Below are 18490 nucleotides of genomic sequence, written 5' to 3' on the forward strand. Positions count from 1 at the left end.
TAGCGTCTTGGCCAAGGCCTCGTTTGACCGGCACGGTGACGCCACGGGGCACCAGCGCGCTGAACTCCTCGCAGGCCGCGGCGTCTCCGCCGGCCAGCAGGGTGTTGATTCCGATCTCGCCATGTGAGGCGCCGTTGATACGGACGTCGAGGATGGCGTCGGCGATGGTGTGGGCGAGCACGGCGCCGCCGGTGCCCGCGCGGGCGTGGTACCCCACGAACATCGCTACCTGGGCACCCGCCTGCAGGCCCGCCAGCATGCCCAGTTCGCGGGGTTTGCCACGGATCAGCCGGACGCGTCGGTCGAGTTCTTCGGGCAGGATATTGCGGTACGAGCCGTGGGCATCGGCCACCAGCACCTCCGCCGCCGGCTCGGCATCGATCACGCCTTCCACCACTGCGTTGGCCTCCGCCGTCATCAACCTGCGGCCGCGCTCGTAGTCGTGCCGCTCCGGGGTGGTCTCCGCCGGATGAACGATGCCGGCAATCCCCTCCATGTCCACCGAGATCAATACCTTGATTCCCATGGCTTGTTCTAGCACGTGCGCAGGGCGATGCCGCGGCCGCCGAAGAACATCTCGAACACGTCGATGGGCAGGCTGGCCCGGCGGGCGTCACAGGTGTGGCCGGAGGGGTTGTGCAGGTGGATCAGGCCGTGGTCGTGGCCGGTGAGCAGGACCAGGTGCCCGCCCCGGCCAGGCGCGGGCAGGGCGGGGCGACGAATCTCCTTGTGGACCGAGGCGATCACCAAGTTCCCGTCGGCGAGCAGGCCGGGCAGGTCGGCGGCGGTCAGGTGCGGGTGCACATCGGCGTGCAGGCCGTGCTCGGCGCGCACGTAGTCGGCGAACGGCGCGTATTACAGGCCCTTGATCTGACCCGCGTCGTCTTCGACGTAGCCGCCGTAGGCGCGGCAGCCGCGCAGGAGTTCCAGCAACGGCGGGGTGTGCCCGTCTCGGTGGTCGAGGACCATCTGCAGGCAGGCCATGCCGCAGCAGTGCCGGCACCAGCGGCCGTACTCGGCCTGGCTGGCGGCTCCGGAGAGGTGCCAGAGCGGATCATCGGCCGCGTCGGCGCCGTGGTAGGCGATGGCCGCAATCTGCTCTGGGCTCATGTACTGGGTGAACAGGGCGACGCCGTCATGCAGTGCCTGCTCGCTGCTGCACGCCCCCGGTGTGCAGGCCAGGCACCGCACGATCTCCCCCAGCAGTCTCGGCGCGGCCGACCGGCGACCGGAACGTGGTCCAGGTGATGTTCCCCCCGGACAGGATCACGCCGATTGTGCCGGAAAAGATCTCGATCCGCCCGCACATCGCCGCCGCCGGCGCACACGCGCCGCTCGGCTCGACGATGGCCTTCAGGTGGGTGTAGCAGGCCGCCATCGCCTCGACAATCTCGGCGTCGGTGATGGTGACCACCTGCTCCAGCAACGCCTGATTGACCTTGAACGGCAGCGGCGCCGAGGTGGCGTGGATGAATTCGACGCCCACGGCGACGGCTGGGGTGTGCTGCTCGCCAAGGACGACGACGGCAACCGCGTCACGCTGCTCACCGCGGACGTGGCCTACACGCAGATGCTGGCAGACGCCCCGGCGGCAACCCGCACGGGGGCCTGACCGTCCCAGCAGAGGTCTTCCCGTTGCGGCGCCCGGGCTGGCCTGCGCGCTGATGCCGCGGGTAGATTTCCTTGACGTCCCGCTGCGGACCCGTACCGTCCGCTCGCGATGCGTTCCCCGCCCCGTCTGCGCCACCACGTGGCCGCGCTGCTGCTGGACACCGCCCGGCGCCGCATCACCCAGGTCACCCCCGACGATGTCCTGGATGGGCGCGCCGGGCGGATCCTGCTGACCCGTGCCGACCCGCGGGACGCGGGCGTGCACGCCCGGCCCGGCACCGGCGGCCGCTTGTCCCCGGGCTGTGGCCCGCGCGCCGATGTTCTGATCGCCGACATCAACGCCCACCTCGCCCGCACCTGGAGCCTGGAATGCCCCGCCCCCTGATCGGCCGCGCCAAGCGGGCCACCGCCTACGCCGCGGCGGTCGTCGCAGCCCTGGCCAAGGAGTTTCCCGACCTGCGCGAGCCGGCCACCGCCGACCTGGTGACCACCGCGATCACCGAGCACGTCCTGACGCCCGGCCCGCAGCTGGAAATCATCCTCGACAGCGGATATGTGGCCAACTGGTGGCTGCACGCTGATCCGGCCGACCCCGCCCGCGTGCGCCTGGGCTGCCACCGGCACCCACCCATCGAAGCCGACCAGCAGCGCGAAGCGCGCCTGAACGCGCTGCTGGACGCATTGTGATCGCAGATCCCGAAGCATCCGCTCCACAGCCTCGCCACGACAAGACGCCCGCACGCCCCACTGCGTGCCCCTGACGGAGGAGGTGCCGACCGGCGCCTCGTGCTCGCTGCGAGCTGCCGCGTTCGCCTCCGGCCAGGCCGATGAACGGACCCCGATCGCCGCCCTTCGCCACGGTTCTTCGGCCGGCCCTAGAGCCTGTCTGACAAATAATCAGAGCCGGTGCGGTTAGATGATCGTTCATGGTGAGACGTGGTGAACTGACCGATAAGGCCTGGCAGCGGATCGAGCCGTTGCTGCCCGCCACGGACGGACGAGGCCGCCCGTGGCGGGGCCACCGGCAGGTCATCAACGGGATCTTGTGGCGGCTTCGGACCGGGGCACCCTGGCGCGACATCCCCGAACGGTACGGGCCCTGGCAGACCTGCTACGAGCGGTTCAAACGCTGGGACGAGGACAGCACCTGGGTGCGCCTGCTGGAGGAGATGCAGGTCAAAGACGACTCCATTGGCAACGTCGAATGGACCTTCAGTATCGACTCCACGATCTCCAGAGCCCATCAGCACGCGGCGGGTGCCCGAAAAAGGGGGACGGAGCAGGGACGATCGATACGAAGGAATCACAAAAGCGGCAGGCCCTCGGCAGGTCCCGGGGAGGATTCACCACCAAGCTCCACCTGATCACCGAAGGCCGGGGCCTGCCGATGATCCCGCATCTGACCGGCGGGAACGTGGCCGACTGCACCGCCTTCGAAGCGGTCATGGCCAAGCTGAGAGTGCGTCGCGTCGCTGGTGGCCGTCCCCGCACCCGCCCGGACGCGCTCTTGGGCGACAAGGGCTACTCCTCCAAGAAGATCCGCGCCTACCTGCGTAGGCGCGGCATCAAGGCGGTCATTCCCGAGCGTAAGGACCAGATCGCCAACCGTAAGCGCAAGGGCGGCAGGGGAGGCCGCCCCCACGCTTTCGACCGGCAGACCTACAAGCAGCGCAACCTGGTGGAACGCTGCTTCGGCAAGCTCAAGCAGTGGCGGGCCATCGCCACCCGCTTCGACAAGCTCGCCAGCCGATACCTCACAGGCGTCACCATCGGATGCCTCATGCTCTGGATCCGCCACGCCGAATTGTCAGACAGGCTCTAACCCGCGCCGCCCTTCGCGACCAGGGCCAGTACTGTCCGCCGATACGACGAAAGGCCCAGCCACCGGCCGGCACGCCTGTGGTCACCGCGAACGCCTCGGCGTCCCTGGGCTCCATTCGATCGCCCGAGCACAGGTTGATCGTCGCGGCACCGCCGTCCGCGCGTTCCTGGTCTGAACACAGCCCGGTGGCGCCTTCATCTCAACGGGGGCAAGGCCGCTGTAGCATCAACGCTCACCCGAGCCCCTCCCAGATCAACGCGACGCGGGGAGGCGGGAAGGAAAACACAATGGCCAGCCCGTCAACGACGCACACGCTCACCATGGGAGCCGACACGGTGACCAAGCACTACCGGCGGTGGGACGACGGTCAGCCCGAACGTGAGTGGCGGGCTCTGCGGCTACTCGCCGTCCACGCCCCCGATCTGGCGCCCGTCCCCGTGCACGCGGTTTTGGACCCGGCGCCGATGGTGGTGATGTCCCGCCTGCCCGGTGCACCGCTGGGGGCGGCACCGGTGACAACCGCGCAGCTTGCCGCGATGGCCTCGGCCATCACCACCCTGCAGAGTGCCATCCCGGCCTCGGCACTGACCGAGTTGCCACCGCGGCTGGGACATCCCGCCGAGATGCTCACCGCGGTCCGGACCCGGCATACCGCCGCTTGCCTGCAAGGGGTTGACCCGCTGGTGACCAGAGCGTTCGACGCCGGCGCCGACTGGTTGTTCGACCCCGGCCGTGATGCGGCGGCGAGCGCCCCGGCAACGATGGTTCTGGCCTCAGGGGACGGCAACCTGGGCAACTTTCTGTGGGATGCCGGTCGGGGCCGGGTCCAGCTGGTGGATTTCGAATACAGCGGCCTGGCCCCCCGCGCGTTTGAGCTCGCGGAGATCGCCGAGCACATCTCGATGTGGTCTGGCGGCGCCGTCGATCCCCGCGCGCTGCTGGAGCATTTCGACCTGACCGGCGGCGAAGCAGTCCTGTTGTGCGAGTTTCGCCGTTTGCTGGCCATTTGGTGGCTGCTGGCGCTACTGCCCAACGGCGGCGCTGCTCATGCCCGCAATCCGGCCGCCACCGTGCAGCTTCAGGCCGATCGGCTCCTGGCCTTGCTGGGCTGATCGGCGGCGTCGCCGACGACGGCCGCCTCGGGCGGTAGCGCCGAGGCCGGCGCTGTTCGGCCGATTGTGCCGCCTTCTTCCCCTAGCCCCACAGGGGTGGCTTTCACAATGGGGTCGCCGCGGTCGTGGCCTCGCCCCTGAGACGCTTCAAGTCGGGGATGGACAGTGACGCATACCCCGTCCTGCCGCCAAGTCTTGAGGGCCCGCGTCACCGACGCCGGGCTTGCCATGATCCAGGCGGCCAGGTCGGGCTGGCTGAGCGGGACGGCAGGCGCCGCCCCTGCCTGGGCACCTTTGCTCACCGAATTAACTGTCGGGTCGCCCGGGGCATCTCAGCCTCGGGCGACCCGACTCTTACTTCCTTCGGGGTGTGCGGTGCACGCTCCTTTACTCTGTGGATTCGCAATGTTCCTTACTCGCCGGTGTCCTCGACGAAGCGCACCGCACCGGAATAGACAAGGTGCCTGGCGATGACATCGACCACCGCCTCCTCCTGAGTCTCCCTGCGCTGACGCTGGCCATTACCGCGGCCGAAGCTGAATTCCCCTGGCGCGTCGTTGAAGTGGTAGCCCAGCCATTTGCCGTTCTCGTCTTGCTGTACCTGACCGGCCCGACCCCCGAGAGGCAGGGGCACCACCTGATACACCATGACCTCCGGAGCAGGAGAGCAGCCGGGGCGGTACTGGCGCTGCCGTAGCTCCACCAGCTCGAAGGGGACCGGGTTACGCCTGACGTATTCGCGGACGGCTTCGGCCTCGGCGAGCTGCCGGGTGACGAAGGCCCCGATCGCGTTCTGCTCACCGCCGGTGTAAGGCCGGTTGGTGAGCACCAGCTCCACGAGGTCGTAGCGGGGATTTTCCATGTCGCTCCTTGGGATCACAGGGCCGGTCGCACCAGGGCGGCGCGACCGCGAGGGGCATCTGTTGTTGGGATCCTCGGCCCGAAGAGCCGCTGGCCCGCGCGAGGGCGGGAGCTACAGCCATCATGCTATGCCCCTCATCTGTCAGCATGGGCGCGCTCGAGGCGGGCGCGCTTGGCTAGGGCGGCTTCATCTGGCCCCAGTTGACGGCTTGGATTCTAAAGGTGGTCGCAACACCTGACCCCAAGGGGTGTTGCCATGACCAAGCCGTTTCGCCGGCCTAAGAAGCGTGGACCCGCGCCGCAGACGGACAAACGTGATCAATACCTTCGCCTCATGGCGCAGGGAATGAACAACTCAGCCGCGTGTCGCGAGCTGGGCATCAATCGCAGGACCGGCACCCGTTGGAGGTACAGCAGGAAGGAGGTGACGGCGAACGCGGTGGTTGAGCTCATGATCGAGCAGGTCAAGGAGAGCCCGCACTACGCGTGGGAGTGCGGGTGCTGCCCGGCGGCCGACGGCTACCACACCACGCAGGACACCGCCAGGACCGACACCGAGCAGCACGCTCACCAACACGAGGGCGTGCGGGTCATCCCGTACGCGCCAGCCGAGACCGGATGAAGATGGGTGCAGGTCACGGGCCTGGCACCTGACGATGGTGACAGTGGTGGCCATGACCGGCCAGGCCGACCGGGCGGCACGCCGAGGCGCGCGGTTCGGCGTAGCGTGACCGCCGTGACTCAGCACGATCCGTTCCCCGGCCTGCCCGACGCCGCCCCTGCCGCGGTGGCCGCCACCGTCGACGCCTGCGAGCGCTTCACCGTCCACCTCGACATCCTGGCCGGGCAGCTGCGGGAATTACGCCTCGATGCCGGCGACATCGAGCAGGTCGACGCGGCTGTCGCCCGGGTCAGCGCAGGCCTGGCGGCACTGACCGCGGCCGCCGACGAACAGCGACCATAGCGACCGAGGCAGCACCCCGCAGGCAGCAGCGTGCGTTACGGGCGCCCAAGACGATCTCGAGGTACATGCCGGTAGTCCTGACCGGGCAGTGGGATGACATCGGCGGCGGCGACCTGCTGATCGATGAGGAACGCACGGCGCGCACCGGCGCTCTCGCCCATGCTCAGTCGGGCCAGATGCGCCCACCAGGAGTTCCCCCCGTATCGCCATCGGCGCAGCAAGGCCACCTGCCCGCCGTAGGCGATCAGCGGCGGCAGCGCCAACAGCCTGTCCGGACGGTTGGGGAGACGGTCGTAAGACTGGCCGTCCAGCTCGCCGAGGTCGGCGTACGGCAGGCGCCGCTCAGGGGTGGATGGAGGATCTGTCACCGGCTCGCCCGGGACGATCCAGCAGATGTGCCCCCAGAGCCGTCCTTCATCGTGCCAGCGCCCGCAGACGAACACCGGCCGGACACCGTGAAGCATCAGGGGCGGTACGGGCAGCGAGGCGGAGACATGCACTCGCCGACTCTACTGCCCTACCGCACATATGTTCGATCACTGGGCGGTCATGTTCTCTCATCGGAGGTGGTGGTGGACGGCCGCCCGGGGGTGAGCGGCCGGTGAGACCCCTCGGAGGGGCGATGAGATTTTCACATCATCGGGGGTAGCAGACACTGAGCGAACGCGGCTCTCTCCCGTGATCGGTGAGGCGACGGGAAAACGGGCGTTTTCGCAGGCGGGATCTATGGGGGTTTCACAACTCGATCGGGCTCAGAGGGTAGCGGGCGCCATTCTTTCCGAGCAGGGACAGTTGCCCGTCGACGAAGACCACACTGCCCTCGGAGGGTTCGCCGTGGTCGTCCATCAGATAGTTGACCCGCGAGGCGGTCACCATCAAGACGCCGTTGCCCAGGTGGGTGATGCCCTTGAGGCTGAGCCAGTGCGGAAGCCTGTGAGTGGTCAGCCGCTCGGCAACCTCAAGAGGTACGACCGCGGTGAACGCCGGAGCGGCGTGTCCGTGCAGGCTGAGCGGCACCATCGCGGCGATGCGGCGATTTCCCGGCGGGGCGCTGTCGCCTGCCGGGCTGGCAGGCCCGTCATAAGGGCCAAACTCGCCGGTCCCGACGTAGTAGATGACGCCTGCCATGACGTCGTCCATGTCATCAGGGTGAGGAGCCAGGCGCTCGTCCTTTGTGAGGACGATCAGCCATTCCTCCAGGGACAGGGCGTGGTCGGTGTGCCCCAGCGGGGCTTGCCCGGCGCGGTGTCGCTGGCTGGAGCGGCCCTCGCGGTGATTCCACCACGAGGTGACCACCTCCTGCAGAGGGCCGGTACCGGTGTAGATGGTCACCACCTCGTCTGCGTCGCGCACGGCGAGACGGACCGGCTGGGTGGCGGTGATGACAAGATAGCCGTTGCGGGTGGTGCGAAGGTGCAGGTGGGCATCCAGCCACCAGCGCACCCCGCCGGCCTCCGGTTCGCGCCAGGACCAGGCGTTGAGGTACACCGCATCCTCGCCCTCGCGCTGAGTCCACACCGAGATGGCGTGGTCACTGCGCTGGTGCAGGTCGGCGCAGCCCGCACGCAGGCGGTGCGCAGCCTGGCTGCCCGACAGCTGGGCCAGTTCCTCGACTGCGGCCATCCCCTTCGCCTGGGGCAGCATCAGCCAGACGTCGTCGAGGGCGATGGTGCCACCGTCGGTGACCTGCGCCAGGGCCGCCAGGGCGGCGGGGCCACGGTTGGCCTCGTAGCGCTGAAGTTCCTCGGCCTGCTGCGCCCAGCGGGCACGGTCGGCGGCCGTGGGCTCCTCTCCGTCGAGGAGCATGTCCAGCGGAGTGCGATCCTTTTGAGGGTTGCTCATGAGTGTTCCCCTTCTGGGGGTCGTCGGTCAGCCTGTCCCGGAGCGGGGCAGGCCGTGGACCCCTCGGAGGGGCAATAAGAATTTCCGTTCTCTCCTACTACACAGATGGACGAAACTACTTCATCCCCCCTGACCTAGGGTTTTGTGCAGCTGCGGCGAATCAGTCGATCCAGTACTCCGGCAGGTCCACTGTGCCACCGCCGGTGCCGGAGTAGGTGACGGGGTTGGTGCGGCGCAGGCTTGTGGTGAGGCCCGCCTCCTCCAGCACCGTGACCGCCCTGGTGATCAGCTCTGCCGCCTCTTGTGCTCCGGCCAGGCCATCGTGCTGCGCCGTAGTCAGGTATGCGCGAGGTGCCCGGGTTTCCCTCTCCCATAGGGAGATGTTCAAGGCGGCGCGCGTTGAGAGCGTCGCCGCACCGAGCGGGATGCCCACTTCGGTGAGCAGGTGCAGGGCGCGCCAGCGCGCGGCCTCCGGCGCCAGCGGCAGGTTTCGATGCTCGGCGATCTGGGTGTGGCTGTAGCCGGTCGCGACTGCTGCGGCCCGGTCCGACACGCCCTTAGAGCCTGTCTGACAATTCGGCGTGGCGGATCCAGAGCATGAGGCATCCGATGGTGACGCCTGTGAGGTATCGGCTGGCGAGCTTGTCGAAGCGGGTGGCGATGGCCCGCCACTGCTTGAGCTTGCCGAAGCAGCGTTCCACCAGGTTGCGCTGCTTGTAGGTCTGCCGGTCGAAAGCGTGGGGGCGGCCTCCCCTGCCGCCCTTGCGCTTACGGTTGGCGATCTGGTCCTTACGCTCGGGAATGACCGCCTTGATGCCGCGCCTACGCAGGTAGGCGCGGATCTTCTTGGAGGAGTAGCCCTTGTCGCCCAAGAGCGCGTCCGGGCGGGTGCGGGGACGGCCACCAGCGACGCGACGCACTCTCAGCTTGGCCATGACCGCTTCGAAGGCGGTGCAGTCGGCCACGTTCCCGCCGGTCAGATGCGGGATCATCGGCAGGCCCCGGCCTTCGGTGATCAGGTGGAGCTTGGTGGTGAATCCTCCCCGGGACCTGCCGAGGGCCTGCCGCTTTTGTGATTCCTTCGTATCGATCGTCCCTGCTCCGTCCCCCTTTTTCGGGCACCCGCCGCGTGCTGATGGGCTCTGGAGATCGTGGAGTCGATACTGAAGGTCCATTCGACGTTGCCAATGGAGTCGTCTTTGACCTGCATCTCCTCCAGCAGGCGCACCCAGGTGCCGTCCTCGTCCCAGCGTTTGAACCGCTCGTAGCAGGTCTGCCAGGGCCCGTACCGTTCGGGGATGTCGCGCCAGGGTGCCCCGGTCCGAAGCCGCCACAAGATCCCGTTGATGACCTGCCGGTGGCCCCGCCACGGGCGGCCTCGTCCGTCCGTGGCGGGCAGCAACGGCTCGATCCGCTGCCAGGCCTTATCGGTCAGTTCACCACGTCTCACCATGAACGATCATCTAACCGCACCGGCTCTGATTATTTGTCAGACAGGCTCTAGTGCGCATGCTGGGCACGCGACTGATCGGCGGGTCGGTGATCTGCAGGACAGCGTGGCGTAGCCGTTCCAGTGCTTGGATCTGCCCACTGAGCCGTTTCAGGTAATTCACGGCGGTGGGAGGGTGCTCCAGCGCGGTCGCGCTGGCAACGGCCTCATCACCCGTGTAGAGCGTTGCCCTGCGCTCGGCGGGGTCCGGGGTGTGCTGCCCGATGAGGGTGTAGGCGGCCAGGCTTGCGGCGAGCGCCACAGCCATGTCGTCGTCGATGACGACGCTGTGGTCAGCCTCGTCGATGCTGACTGCGCTCGCCCGCAGCGTTGGCGACGCTGCAGCGAGAGCACGGCTGGCGTCAGCGAGCGGCCGGCCGTTGTTGTGGGTGACGGTGTAGTGGGTGACGCGCACCTGCAACTCCTCAATCTGTGGCAACTTTCCTGCCACAATACTGTGGCAGGAAAGTTGCCACAAGCGTGTGGGTGGTTGCTGTCTTGGCGCCTGGGTCGTCTCGATCGCGGGTTCGCGGAACGGAGGAAGGCTCGCCGTAGGCGACCGCGTAGCGGCTCGGCCTTCCGGAGTGCAGCGGTTCCGCGATAGACCCAAAAAAGGCGCCAAGCCAGCAACCAGCCTGCGTGGGGGAAGCCCCCGTCGAGTACCGGATATTCGCAGATGGAGCTCTGGGAAATTCGGGAACTTCCGAGGTTCACGATGCTGGTGTTACTACGCTGGCTCGATGACCGATCAAGCGATCTTTGCGGGTGAGCCGACGACGAGCCTCGACCTGGATGCCCTCATGGTGACGGGGTGGGCTGTTCCGGAGTCCTTCACCGCTGAGGAGCTCCGTCTAGCTGAGGCGTTCTGGCAGGCACGCCGAACAGAAGATACGCGGCTTCTGCAGGTTCGCGCCACGGCGGCTCACCTTGTCGAGTCCTGGACGGGACACACGCCGCGCGACGTCGGCTCCTTCGGGATCCAGCTCAACCTGGAGACCAGCGATCTGGATCTGGGAATCGGCTACCCGGTCGCCGGCCGAGAGGAGCTGATAGCGGCACTCACCCCGCACACGGCGTTCAAGGGCGAGCGCTTCACCCGGTTCACCACCACCCGGCTGGTGTTCTCCTTCGAGGTCGACGGCGTCGAGATCGACCTGTCAGCGCTGACCGAGGAGGACTTCGTGGTCGCATGCCGCATGCTCGACGAGATCGACACTGGCATGAGCCGGGATGAGCGGATCGCCCATACCTGGGTCAAGCATCTGCTGCGCGCCACCGACCGGACGCGAGAGTACGCAGCTTGGAAGCTGGCCACGTACTCCCGCTACTGCCCGGAGTTCAACTGGGTGCCGATTTCTGAGTCTGCCTGACCCACGCCTGGTCAGGTGCCATACGGATCAGCCGCGTTGATCGGTGTCCAGCCTGTCGTGGCCGCTCACCGGCTGTGCTCGTGACGGATCCGGTCGGCGGCCTGTGGTGGCAGCGCCGCGGCGACTCCGGGCACGGTGGCGTCCATGCGGCCCCGGAGCACCTCGACCTGCTCGTCCAGCATCGTGTCTGCTCGACGGCTACTCTCAGGGCTACTTCCAGATCATGATCAGTTGGGTGTGCCGCTTGCGGAAGATCTGGCCGACCGCCGGGGCAGGCGGGAAAGCATCAGCGGGGTAGAGGGTGAACGTCGGGGCGGGGTGGGTTCGCCAGTCGCGGTCCCACGTCTGAATGTGGTCATGGAGGTGGTGGGCGAGGTCGGCGCCGGCGGGCCCGTACCCGCAGACGCCGAACTCCCACCGGGGCTCCGCCGTCTCCTCTGCCCGGGGCAGTTCGCGGATCGTGAGGTAGGCGAAACTGTCCGCAGTGATGAGCACGGGGCAATACCAGCGCGTCGCCACCTTGACCATGCCGCAGTCGCGGTCTGGGTCCTGCCAGATCATGCCGAACCGATCATCTGTGGTCGCGATCCACAGGTGCATCGAGTCGAACGACTCACCCCGGCCGACCGTGACGCCGGTCCACAGCTCGCTACGGGCGCCGGTCAGGGCCTGGTCGAGCGCGGCGACGTCAAGGGCGGGCCCCTCTTCGAGCGTCAGCCTCACCGCACCGTCGGCCAAGACCACCTCTTGATCCGGGAGCGCCCCGACTCCCTGAGCCGGAACGAATCCACACACCGTGGGGTTCAAGCCGACGAAGTGGTCACCGTCCCGGACAAAGGTGAAGGACCGGCTGACCGTGGAGAACCGCAGCGGCACCACCATCCGGCCGGCCGGGGCAAGCAGAGGCCCCCACGGGATGTCCCAGACCCCGACAGTGACGATGATGGCGTCAAAACCGCCCTCGGGCGCGTGCTCGGCGGCGGCATGCTCGGCATCACCCAGCACGACCTGCACATGCGGGTAGCCGGTCGCGGCGAGGAACCGGGCCGCTCGCCCGGTGACGAACGGGTCGATGTCCACGGTGACCACCAGCCCGTCCGGGCCCACGATCTCGGCGATGAGCGCCGCGTTGCAACCGCCGCCGCCAACCTCGAGCACTTTCGCGCCAGGGGTGAGCTGTGCGGCTTCGAGCATCTCGGCTTGGAGCCAGGGCGCGCTGATCGAACTCGTCGCCCTGCCGTCCGGGCCGCGTTTGGTGACGACCACGTCCTGAGCGGAGTAGGCGGCCTCCAGCGGCGCCTCGGGCGCGAACCTCTCACGCGGAACCACGGCGAAGGCCGCTTCGACCTGCGAGGAGCGGATCGAGCCCCGTTCCTTGAGCGTTGCGACCATGTCGGCGCGCAGTAGATCAGGGGTGGCGGAAGGCAGGGTGTCGGTGGTCACCGGCCGACTGTAATGCTTGCGCGCGACGGTTTCCGGGGAATCGAACGACTACGGAGAGCCCGATCCAGGTCGGCCGCAGTCGACCAACCCGGACCCTGCTGCCAGGCTTGCGCACCTTCAGGCAGGACCGGTCGCTCAGCAGCCCCATGCGTGTCGGTGAACGCCGGATCACGCGAGACGCTCTGCGGGTGAACGCTCTGCCGACGGTCATCGGTAACAGTCCCCATCGGCAAGCCGAGGTTTTCGGCCGGTCCGCCGATGCCCCAGCAGCCAAGAGTGCACTGCGGAAGAGAGACAGAGGCCGAGGTCGTCACGAGAATTCTCCTTCGGTGTGCGGCACCAGCGGCGCCTGGTAGTAGCGGATCTTCTCCACCGTGGCCAGGCCCGCCGCGTGCAGGTCGGCCAGCAGCTAAGCCGCAGCAGGTGACTGTACACCGGGCCGCACGCGTCGCTCGCTGGGCAACTCGCCACCTCACCAGGGACAATCACGAAATATCAGCTCTTTAGCGAGGTAGACCATCACACTAGGTCGATGCGTAACCCCCTCTCGCCACGGTTCCACTCCCACACGCCCTTCGACGAGTTCCGCGAAGCCTTGGGGTGGTGGGAAGGCCGACGATGGTGGAGTGAGCGCGATGTCGTCGACGCCGTCGTGGCAGCCGAGGAGGTCGCTGGTTGGCTCGCCGACCGGCGGCCGTATGACAGGAAGCACCACAAGCCTGCCTGGACGAGCGCGATCAAGGACTTCACCGACGCGGTGACCAGGCTCGGCCCCGACCTACAGGCCGCACTTCAGCCCGAGCTCCAAACGGCGCACGATTGCCTGGCCGGGTTCCCCGGTGCGAGCAACGCTCCTGATCGCCAGCCACCTCGCACCGCCCTGCACGCTCTGCAGCAGCGGTGGGCCGATCCGCTCGTGCTGGAGGCCGCCTGGCGAGACCTCTTAGCCGCCTGCCGCGATGAGCACGCCACCTATGACCTCATCGCCGGCCGCCGCGACCTGTTTTGGCGCCTGGCCCAGTTCACCGGCCGCCACCCCCGCGAGCTGAGCAGCGAGCTGTGCATGGTGCTGGACGGTTCCGCCTTCGACGTCACCTGCGCCAAGGTGACGCTCGGCGATATCGCCCCCGCGCCGGCAGACGACGATTGGGGTGAGGGCGAACAGGTCTCGGAGCTGTCGGAGGGGGAGATCCTCGAGTTGTGTCGCCGGCTGTTGCTCCAGCCCCCCGAAAAAGCCCGCCACGTGGTCTGGCTGGCCTTCACCAATGCCGTCCCGCCATTGGTCGTGCAGGACATAGGCCCGGTCACGCTGTATGAAGGCGAATGGCTACGAGCGCGGCTGAAGGACGGCTTCCCTCAACTCCTGCACGGTCTGCCGGCAGAGCTGACCGCTGGTCACAGTCAGTTCCGTTTCCAAGATCTGCCTGAAGGAGGCGACACGGTACTGGTCCGCGTCGACCTCGGCGAGGAAGTCTTCGCCGATGCCGTCCATGTCGCTCGAGAACGCATCCACGCCCTGGTGGGCCTGGCCCGCTTCCGGACCAGCAGCGCCACCTGGCGGCCCCTGGAGGGATACCTCCACGCGATCAACGGACTGATCGGCTCTGTCGGCCGGTTCCGTTCCCCAGAAGCCGACCGCGGCCGCCTGCTGTTCAATCCGGTGGGACGCGAACTGGTCGACCTCACGCCGAAGCTGTGGGAGAAACTGGCCCACGCCGACAAGGAACTCAAGGAGACAGTCGGCGCTATCCACTGGTGGGAACACGCCCAGGAACACCCCTCGCTCTCAGCGCTCATCCTCAACGTGCGTGTCCTGGAACTCACCGCTACCCGCGTGTCCCCCCTCACCTGGACCGGTTACCTCGATACCTACCTGAAGTCGGCCTGGATCCGAGCGACCGTCAACGCCAGCCTGTTTCGCGTCGTCCTCGAGGCGCTCGCGGACGCTGAAGGCGCCGCGGCCGACCACCATGCCGAGCTGCGGTCGTTGCGGCGGACAATCGAAACCTCCAAGGCAGCCGTCATCGTCAACTTCGACGGGGTGGCGGCCGTCCAGGCACTGCCTCGGCTTATCCAGATTCATCCTCTCCACACCCGAATAGGCCGCAACCTCCGCCAGCTCGCCTCCCGGCTCGACTCCCCCGCCGCACTCGCCACCTGGTGTGAGCAGATCGAAGGCCGCTGGGAGGTCGCCCGAGCCCGGCTGCGTCGCTCCCGTAACGCCATCGCCCACGGCGGCCCCATCACCAGCGAGGCCATCGCCGCACTCGACGACCTGGGCCGGTACCTGTCGGCCTGGTCGCTGTCGCTTCTCCTGGACAGCTCGAACGCGGCCAGTGACATCACCCAGCCGCACGAGGAGTTCCGCACCCAAGCAGATACCTGGTACCAGGGCCTGCGGGCAGCCCCTGATGTGCTGAAGGCCTTGTTCCCCGATTTCCCCGAGCTTTGAGCACCCAGATCGTGAAGCCCGCCACGCAGATCGGCGCCACTGCCATGGTGACGGTGTGGCCTCGCCGTGATGTTGGTTCGGGTGTTTGGCATGAAGTATGCGATGTCGCGGGTTGTGCAATGGAAATTCACTGCCCCTGCGGAAAGCCGCTTTTCCCGGTCCACAACCAGGTCAAGTCCTTCCCATGACCCAGCACCTGGCTACCGGGCCGATCGCCTGTTCGGTGAGGCAGAGTTGGGGCGCGTGCGCTTTCTGGTTACCCAGCGGAGGGAGTGATGACTGTGTCAAGCTGCTGGTTTCCGGCGGCGAGCGTGCACGCCCGCATCCGCGCGTGGTCGCGTGCCCCGCCAGGGAGGAAACGTGATGATCAAGGAATCGGCGGTCTCTCGGCCTGGTGCAGGAGTGCCCCGTGGCGATCAGTGACTCAGACATCTCGAGCGTGCTTTCCGCCTACATCGAGCGCTACCCGGACGAGGCCGCGCTGCTGTCTGAGCCGGTGCAACTGCTGTCTCGGGGAGGGGGTTTCGCCTCGCGGCGGAATTTTCGGATGCATGTGACTGTTGGCGCACTGCTGGTCCGCGGTGATGAGATCCTGCTTGTCGAGCACCTCGCGTACGGGATCACGTTGCAGCCTGGAGGTCACCTTGAGCCGACGGATGCCACACTGATCGACGCGGCAGTGCGGGAGCTGACGGAGGAGACCGGTGTTGATCCCGGAAAGATCTTCCCAGCGTCGCAAACCCCCGTCTACATCGAGTACGGCAGGGTTCCGGCACGACCGGAGAAGGACGAACCGGAGCACCACCATCTCGACATCGGATACTCCTTCGTGACAGATGCGGACGTGGGGCGCATCCAAGAGTCCGAGGTGAGGGGTGCCGCCTGGTACCTGCTCGCCGAGGCCGAGCGCCTTGTCGGGCACCGCATGGCGCGAGCGGTCAGCGCACCGGCCCGGGCCGGTTGACCGGACCTCGTCGAACGCTTCCGGTCGGCAGCGGCACCGGATCACGGTGCGCACCGGTCGAGGCTCCGCAGTCGGTGTTCGCCTCCTTGTCGAACCGAACGCGAGGGCCTCGACGGTCGCAACCTCAGCCGATGTCAGCTGAGCTGTGGTGTCCACTCACTCAAAGGACGGTTTGACGCTCCGGTCCCGGCTCCGCTTGAGCTCGAAGAAGCCATCCGTCCCGGCGACCATGACCAGGCCGTCCCAGAGTCGTCCGGCGGCTTCACCGCAGGGGGCCCGCCTGAGCACGGGGCCGAACAGGGCCGTGCCGCCGATGCGGAGAACGGGCGTCCCGACATCAAGGCCGACCTCGTTGAACGCCTCGTCGTGCGAGGTTTTGATGAGCTGATCGAACTCCGTGCTTGTGGCGGCTGCGGTCAGCGAAGCGGGCAGGTGCGCCTCCGCGAGAGCTTCGGTGATAACGGTGGGATCGTCGCGACGTCTTTGGGGGTGAAGCCGGGTGCCGATGGCGGTGTACAGCGGTCCGAGGACGCCGCGGCCAGCGTGCTCAGCGGCCGCCGCGCAGACCCGTACCGGACCCCATGCCTTCGTCATCAGGTCCCGGTAGTCCTGACTGAGTCCCTTGCCCTCGCGCTGGAGGAGGTTTAGGTAGGCCAGCGACATGATTCGCCAATCGGCGCGCACCGGCCGAACCTGCTCGACTTCCAGGAGCCAGCGTGAGGTGATCCACGCCCAGGGGCACAGCGGATCGAACCAGAACGGGACCTCGTCGCGGTCCAGCTGTTTCGTGGTCATCAAAATGAGCGCCGTCCTATCTCAGACCGGTTTGCATGTGCCTGCTCCCGCCGGGAGGTTGGATGTCGAACAATCCGCCTTGGTCGGGCATGTTGCACTTGGCCGTGCGCCCCGCGATTTTCACCAGGGCTGCGAGATCGCTGAGCTGAGTATCCTCGTCCGCGGCGCTGACGAGCCGGAAGAACACCTGCGCGGTGACATCGACGTCGGCGTAGGCCCTGTGGCGGTCCGTCGGCTGCGTGATGGCGAAATGCGCCAGCAGCGTGTCGAGTTTGTAGTTCGGCAGACCTGGGACGAGGTGTTTGGCAAGCGGGATCGTGTCAAGAAGGTCAATGCGGGCCAGCGTTGGGCAGTGCTCGCGCTGGTTGTGGATGATGTTGGCCTCGGTGGCGGCGTGTTGAGCAACCAGCAGGTACGGTTTGTTGGCCGTGAATCGCCGATCCAGTGCGCCCAGCGCTTCGGCTGGACCAGGGGCCTGGCTCAGCTGCTCGGGGGTCAAGCCGTTTTGGGCCGTAACGGCTGGCGTCACCGGAGCAAATGCGGGCGGCCGGATGAGAGAGGCGCTCCTGCCGGCTGCTCTCCATGCGCCTTTTTCGTAGCGGAGTGCGAGAGCGGCGACCTCGATGGGCTGGGCCGGGTAGCCCTTGGGGGTCGTCGCCTCGAAGTCGATGACCACGAACGTCGTCGCCAGGAAGGCGGGGTCTTGTGTCAATCCGCCCATGATCCACCGTTCTCGTAGGTTTCGTGGTGTTGCCGGCCCACGCCCGTCACATCGAGGAGAGCATGCCTGAGTGCTGGCCGCAGTGTGCCGTCATTGACTAATGAGGCGGGCAACGGCCTGCGTGGCGGCCTGTAGGTCCGGCGCGTTCCAGAGGCGCTCTCCCGTCCAGGTCTGGCTCAGGGACCGGTACAGGTCCGACATCACCGGCAGGAACTCGGGCGGCAGGGGTGCCGGCTGCGGCCACCGGCTCCTGGGCACGCCATCGGCGATCAGCGTGCTGACCGGCACCTCGAGCCCGTTGTCGACGTACCAGTTCCGAAGGAGCTGCTTGCCGCAGTGCACTGCGTTGAACCTCAGGCGGCTTTCGTCAGGTGTACCGGGACTGTCGGCGAGCACGATGCCCGCGTCGCTCGACACCAGGAACTCGACCTTGCCGTCGCAGTGGCTCAGCCCGAGCTTGCATGCGTGCCCGGTCAGCACCTCGTTGACCTTGACGGTGATGTCGCGCATCGCCTGGAACTGCTCGTCGCTCAGATTGGCGAGGCGCTGGGCCTCGGGCCCGCCGATGAACCGGTTGACGTCTTCCAGCATCGTCGCGTACTCGATGAGCGGATGGGGCAGCTTCTCGCCGACCGCGGGAATGGCTCGGAGCCCGACCTCGGCCGGTGTCAGCGTGCCGGCTGCGAGCCGGCGGTGAACGGAGCTTCCTTGAGGGAGTTCGTTGCGGAAGAGGACCTGCACGGGAATGAGGTAGTTTCCCGCGTCCTGGGTGAGCGGCTCGGCGTCTGGGTCTGGGACACGCGCGAGATCGAACTCGATCCGATTCGGGGCGATGAACCGGCGGAAATGGGTCCGCACGCCCGCCGCCTCCAACATCGTGAAGTTGAAGACGGCCATGCGGCAGATCGCCTCACCTTTCCCGAGGATCAGGTCCGGCATCCTGCCGTAGTGAAACACCGTGTAATTGTCCGTGTACTCGAAGGTTCCGACCCCCTCCCTCGTAGTCGTGGGAGGTTCGATGATCTGCAGGTTCTTGGTCGAGTG

Annotated in this window: 22 protein-coding genes and 2 pseudogenes; 10 read left to right on the top strand and 14 right to left on the bottom strand. The window is 67.3% G+C overall.

Going from position 1 to position 18490, the window contains the following annotated elements; translation table 11 throughout:
* Window position 1: 1 nt before the first annotated feature.
* The 4 genes and pseudogenes from ACQP0P_RS00400 to ACQP0P_RS00415 form a co-directional block, all read right to left on the bottom strand.
* Window positions 2-526 (bottom strand): annotated as a pseudogene (locus tag ACQP0P_RS00400) (M55 family metallopeptidase); the annotation flags it as partial.
* Between the two features lie 8 nt (window positions 527-534).
* On the bottom strand, window positions 535-834 hold the full coding sequence (locus ACQP0P_RS00405; RefSeq protein WP_433358812.1) for a hypothetical protein: 300 nt from the start codon (window positions 832-834) through the stop codon (window positions 535-537).
* Between the two features lie 21 nt (window positions 835-855).
* Complete coding sequence (locus tag ACQP0P_RS00410) at window positions 856-1191, bottom strand: hypothetical protein (RefSeq protein WP_433358813.1); 336 nt, start codon at window positions 1189-1191, stop codon at window positions 856-858.
* Entirely contained in the window at window positions 1136-1486 is a 351-nt protein-coding gene (locus ACQP0P_RS00415; RefSeq protein WP_433358814.1) for a hypothetical protein, read from the bottom strand. The genes ACQP0P_RS00410 and ACQP0P_RS00415 overlap by 56 nt, the downstream gene beginning before the upstream one ends.
* On the opposite strand from ACQP0P_RS00415, the gene ACQP0P_RS00420 reads away from it, so the two are divergent.
* From ACQP0P_RS00420 to ACQP0P_RS00440, 5 genes are all read left to right on the top strand, one after another.
* On the top strand, window positions 1466-1612 hold the full coding sequence (locus tag ACQP0P_RS00420; protein WP_433358815.1) for a hypothetical protein: 147 nt from the start codon (window positions 1466-1468) through the stop codon (window positions 1610-1612). The genes ACQP0P_RS00415 and ACQP0P_RS00420 overlap by 21 nt on opposite strands.
* 108 nt (window positions 1613-1720) lie before the next feature.
* Entirely contained in the window at window positions 1721-1996 is a 276-nt protein-coding gene (locus tag ACQP0P_RS00425) for a hypothetical protein (protein ID WP_433358816.1), read from the top strand.
* On the top strand, window positions 1981-2298 hold the full coding sequence (locus ACQP0P_RS00430; protein WP_433358817.1) for a hypothetical protein: 318 nt from the start codon (window positions 1981-1983) through the stop codon (window positions 2296-2298). The genes ACQP0P_RS00425 and ACQP0P_RS00430 overlap by 16 nt, the downstream gene beginning before the upstream one ends.
* Window positions 2299-2537: 239 nt before the next feature.
* A protein-coding gene (locus ACQP0P_RS00435) for an IS5 family transposase (RefSeq protein ID WP_433358818.1) occupies window positions 2538-3433 on the top strand; the annotation gives its coding sequence in 2 pieces (ribosomal slippage) (window positions 2538-2925 and window positions 2925-3433; 897 coding nt in all).
* A 335-nt stretch (window positions 3434-3768) separates the two neighbouring features.
* The gene (locus ACQP0P_RS00440; RefSeq protein ID WP_433358819.1) at window positions 3769-4545 is read left to right on the top strand and encodes a phosphotransferase family protein; all 777 of its coding nucleotides are present in this window, start codon (window positions 3769-3771) and stop codon (window positions 4543-4545) included.
* A gap of 412 nt (window positions 4546-4957) precedes the next feature.
* On the opposite strand, the gene ACQP0P_RS00445 is transcribed toward ACQP0P_RS00440, so the two are convergent.
* Window positions 4958-5407 (bottom strand): hypothetical protein, encoded by a 450-nt coding sequence (locus ACQP0P_RS00445; RefSeq protein ID WP_433358820.1) that lies wholly within the window; start codon window positions 5405-5407, stop codon window positions 4958-4960.
* 255 nt (window positions 5408-5662) lie between these two features.
* Between ACQP0P_RS00445 and ACQP0P_RS00450 the strand changes: the two are divergent.
* Window positions 5663-5833: pseudogene (locus ACQP0P_RS00450) on the top strand (helix-turn-helix domain-containing protein); the annotation flags it as partial.
* Window positions 5834-6142: 309 nt separating this feature from the next.
* The gene (locus tag ACQP0P_RS00455; protein WP_433358821.1) at window positions 6143-6370 is read left to right on the top strand and encodes a hypothetical protein; all 228 of its coding nucleotides are present in this window, start codon (window positions 6143-6145) and stop codon (window positions 6368-6370) included.
* 35 nt (window positions 6371-6405) lie between these two features.
* Here the strand turns inward: ACQP0P_RS00455 and ACQP0P_RS00460 are convergent, their stop codons facing one another.
* The 5 genes from ACQP0P_RS00460 to ACQP0P_RS00480 form a co-directional block, all read right to left on the bottom strand.
* Window positions 6406-6870 carry a hypothetical protein gene (locus ACQP0P_RS00460; protein WP_433358822.1) on the bottom strand — a complete coding sequence of 155 codons (465 nt, stop codon included), beginning with the start codon at window positions 6868-6870 and terminating at the stop codon, window positions 6406-6408.
* Window positions 6871-7105: 235 nt separating this feature from the next.
* Complete coding sequence (locus tag ACQP0P_RS00465) at window positions 7106-8212, bottom strand: hypothetical protein (protein ID WP_433358823.1); 1107 nt, start codon at window positions 8210-8212, stop codon at window positions 7106-7108.
* Between the two features lie 160 nt (window positions 8213-8372).
* Window positions 8373-8765 carry a hypothetical protein gene (locus ACQP0P_RS00470; RefSeq protein WP_433358824.1) on the bottom strand — a complete coding sequence of 131 codons (393 nt, stop codon included), beginning with the start codon at window positions 8763-8765 and terminating at the stop codon, window positions 8373-8375.
* A 4-nt stretch (window positions 8766-8769) separates the two neighbouring features.
* Window positions 8770-9665, bottom strand: a protein-coding gene (locus ACQP0P_RS00475; protein WP_433358758.1) for an IS5 family transposase whose coding sequence is annotated in 2 segments (ribosomal slippage) — window positions 8770-9278 and window positions 9278-9665 — 897 coding nt in all. Because the reading frame shifts where the segments join, the coding sequence is not laid out codon by codon here.
* Window positions 9666-9675: 10 nt separating this feature from the next.
* Window positions 9676-10116, bottom strand: coding sequence for a hypothetical protein (locus ACQP0P_RS00480; protein ID WP_433358825.1), 441 nt, complete (start codon window positions 10114-10116; stop codon window positions 9676-9678).
* Window positions 10117-10441: 325 nt separating this feature from the next.
* Between ACQP0P_RS00480 and ACQP0P_RS00485 the strand changes: the two genes are divergently transcribed.
* On the top strand, window positions 10442-11071 hold the full coding sequence (locus tag ACQP0P_RS00485; RefSeq protein WP_433358826.1) for a hypothetical protein: 630 nt from the start codon (window positions 10442-10444) through the stop codon (window positions 11069-11071).
* Between the two features lie 210 nt (window positions 11072-11281).
* On the opposite strand, the gene fxlM is transcribed toward ACQP0P_RS00485, so the two are convergent.
* Complete coding sequence (fxlM, locus tag ACQP0P_RS00490; protein WP_433358827.1) at window positions 11282-12514, bottom strand: methyltransferase, FxLD system; 1233 nt, start codon at window positions 12512-12514, stop codon at window positions 11282-11284.
* Window positions 12515-13046: 532 nt separating this feature from the next.
* Here fxlM and ACQP0P_RS00495 point away from each other — a divergent pair.
* Entirely contained in the window at window positions 13047-14966 is a 1920-nt protein-coding gene (locus tag ACQP0P_RS00495) for a hypothetical protein (RefSeq protein ID WP_433358828.1), read from the top strand.
* 409 nt (window positions 14967-15375) lie between these two features.
* Window positions 15376-15930 carry an NUDIX hydrolase gene (locus ACQP0P_RS00500; protein ID WP_433358829.1) on the top strand — a complete coding sequence of 185 codons (555 nt, stop codon included), beginning with the start codon at window positions 15376-15378 and terminating at the stop codon, window positions 15928-15930.
* A 156-nt stretch (window positions 15931-16086) separates the two neighbouring features.
* Here ACQP0P_RS00500 and ACQP0P_RS00505 read toward each other — a convergent pair whose 3' ends face one another.
* The 3 genes from ACQP0P_RS00505 to ACQP0P_RS00515 all read right to left on the bottom strand — a co-directional run bounded on the left by ACQP0P_RS00505 (window position 16087) and on the right by ACQP0P_RS00515 (window position 18385).
* Window positions 16087-16725, bottom strand: coding sequence for a mycothiol-dependent nitroreductase Rv2466c family protein (locus ACQP0P_RS00505; protein WP_433358830.1), 639 nt, complete (start codon window positions 16723-16725; stop codon window positions 16087-16089).
* Window positions 16726-16741: 16 nt separating this feature from the next.
* On the bottom strand, window positions 16742-17446 hold the full coding sequence (locus ACQP0P_RS00510) for a 3'-5' exonuclease (RefSeq protein ID WP_433358831.1): 705 nt from the start codon (window positions 17444-17446) through the stop codon (window positions 16742-16744).
* A 90-nt stretch (window positions 17447-17536) separates the two neighbouring features.
* Window positions 17537-18385 carry a phosphoribosylaminoimidazolesuccinocarboxamide synthase gene (locus ACQP0P_RS00515; RefSeq protein WP_433358832.1) on the bottom strand — a complete coding sequence of 283 codons (849 nt, stop codon included), beginning with the start codon at window positions 18383-18385 and terminating at the stop codon, window positions 17537-17539.
* Window positions 18386-18490: the final 105 nt, after the last annotated feature.

The organism is Streptosporangium sp. CA-115845 (assembly GCF_050943795.1).
In the GTDB taxonomy this organism is placed as follows: Bacteria; Actinomycetota; Actinomycetes; order Streptosporangiales; family Streptosporangiaceae; genus Streptosporangium.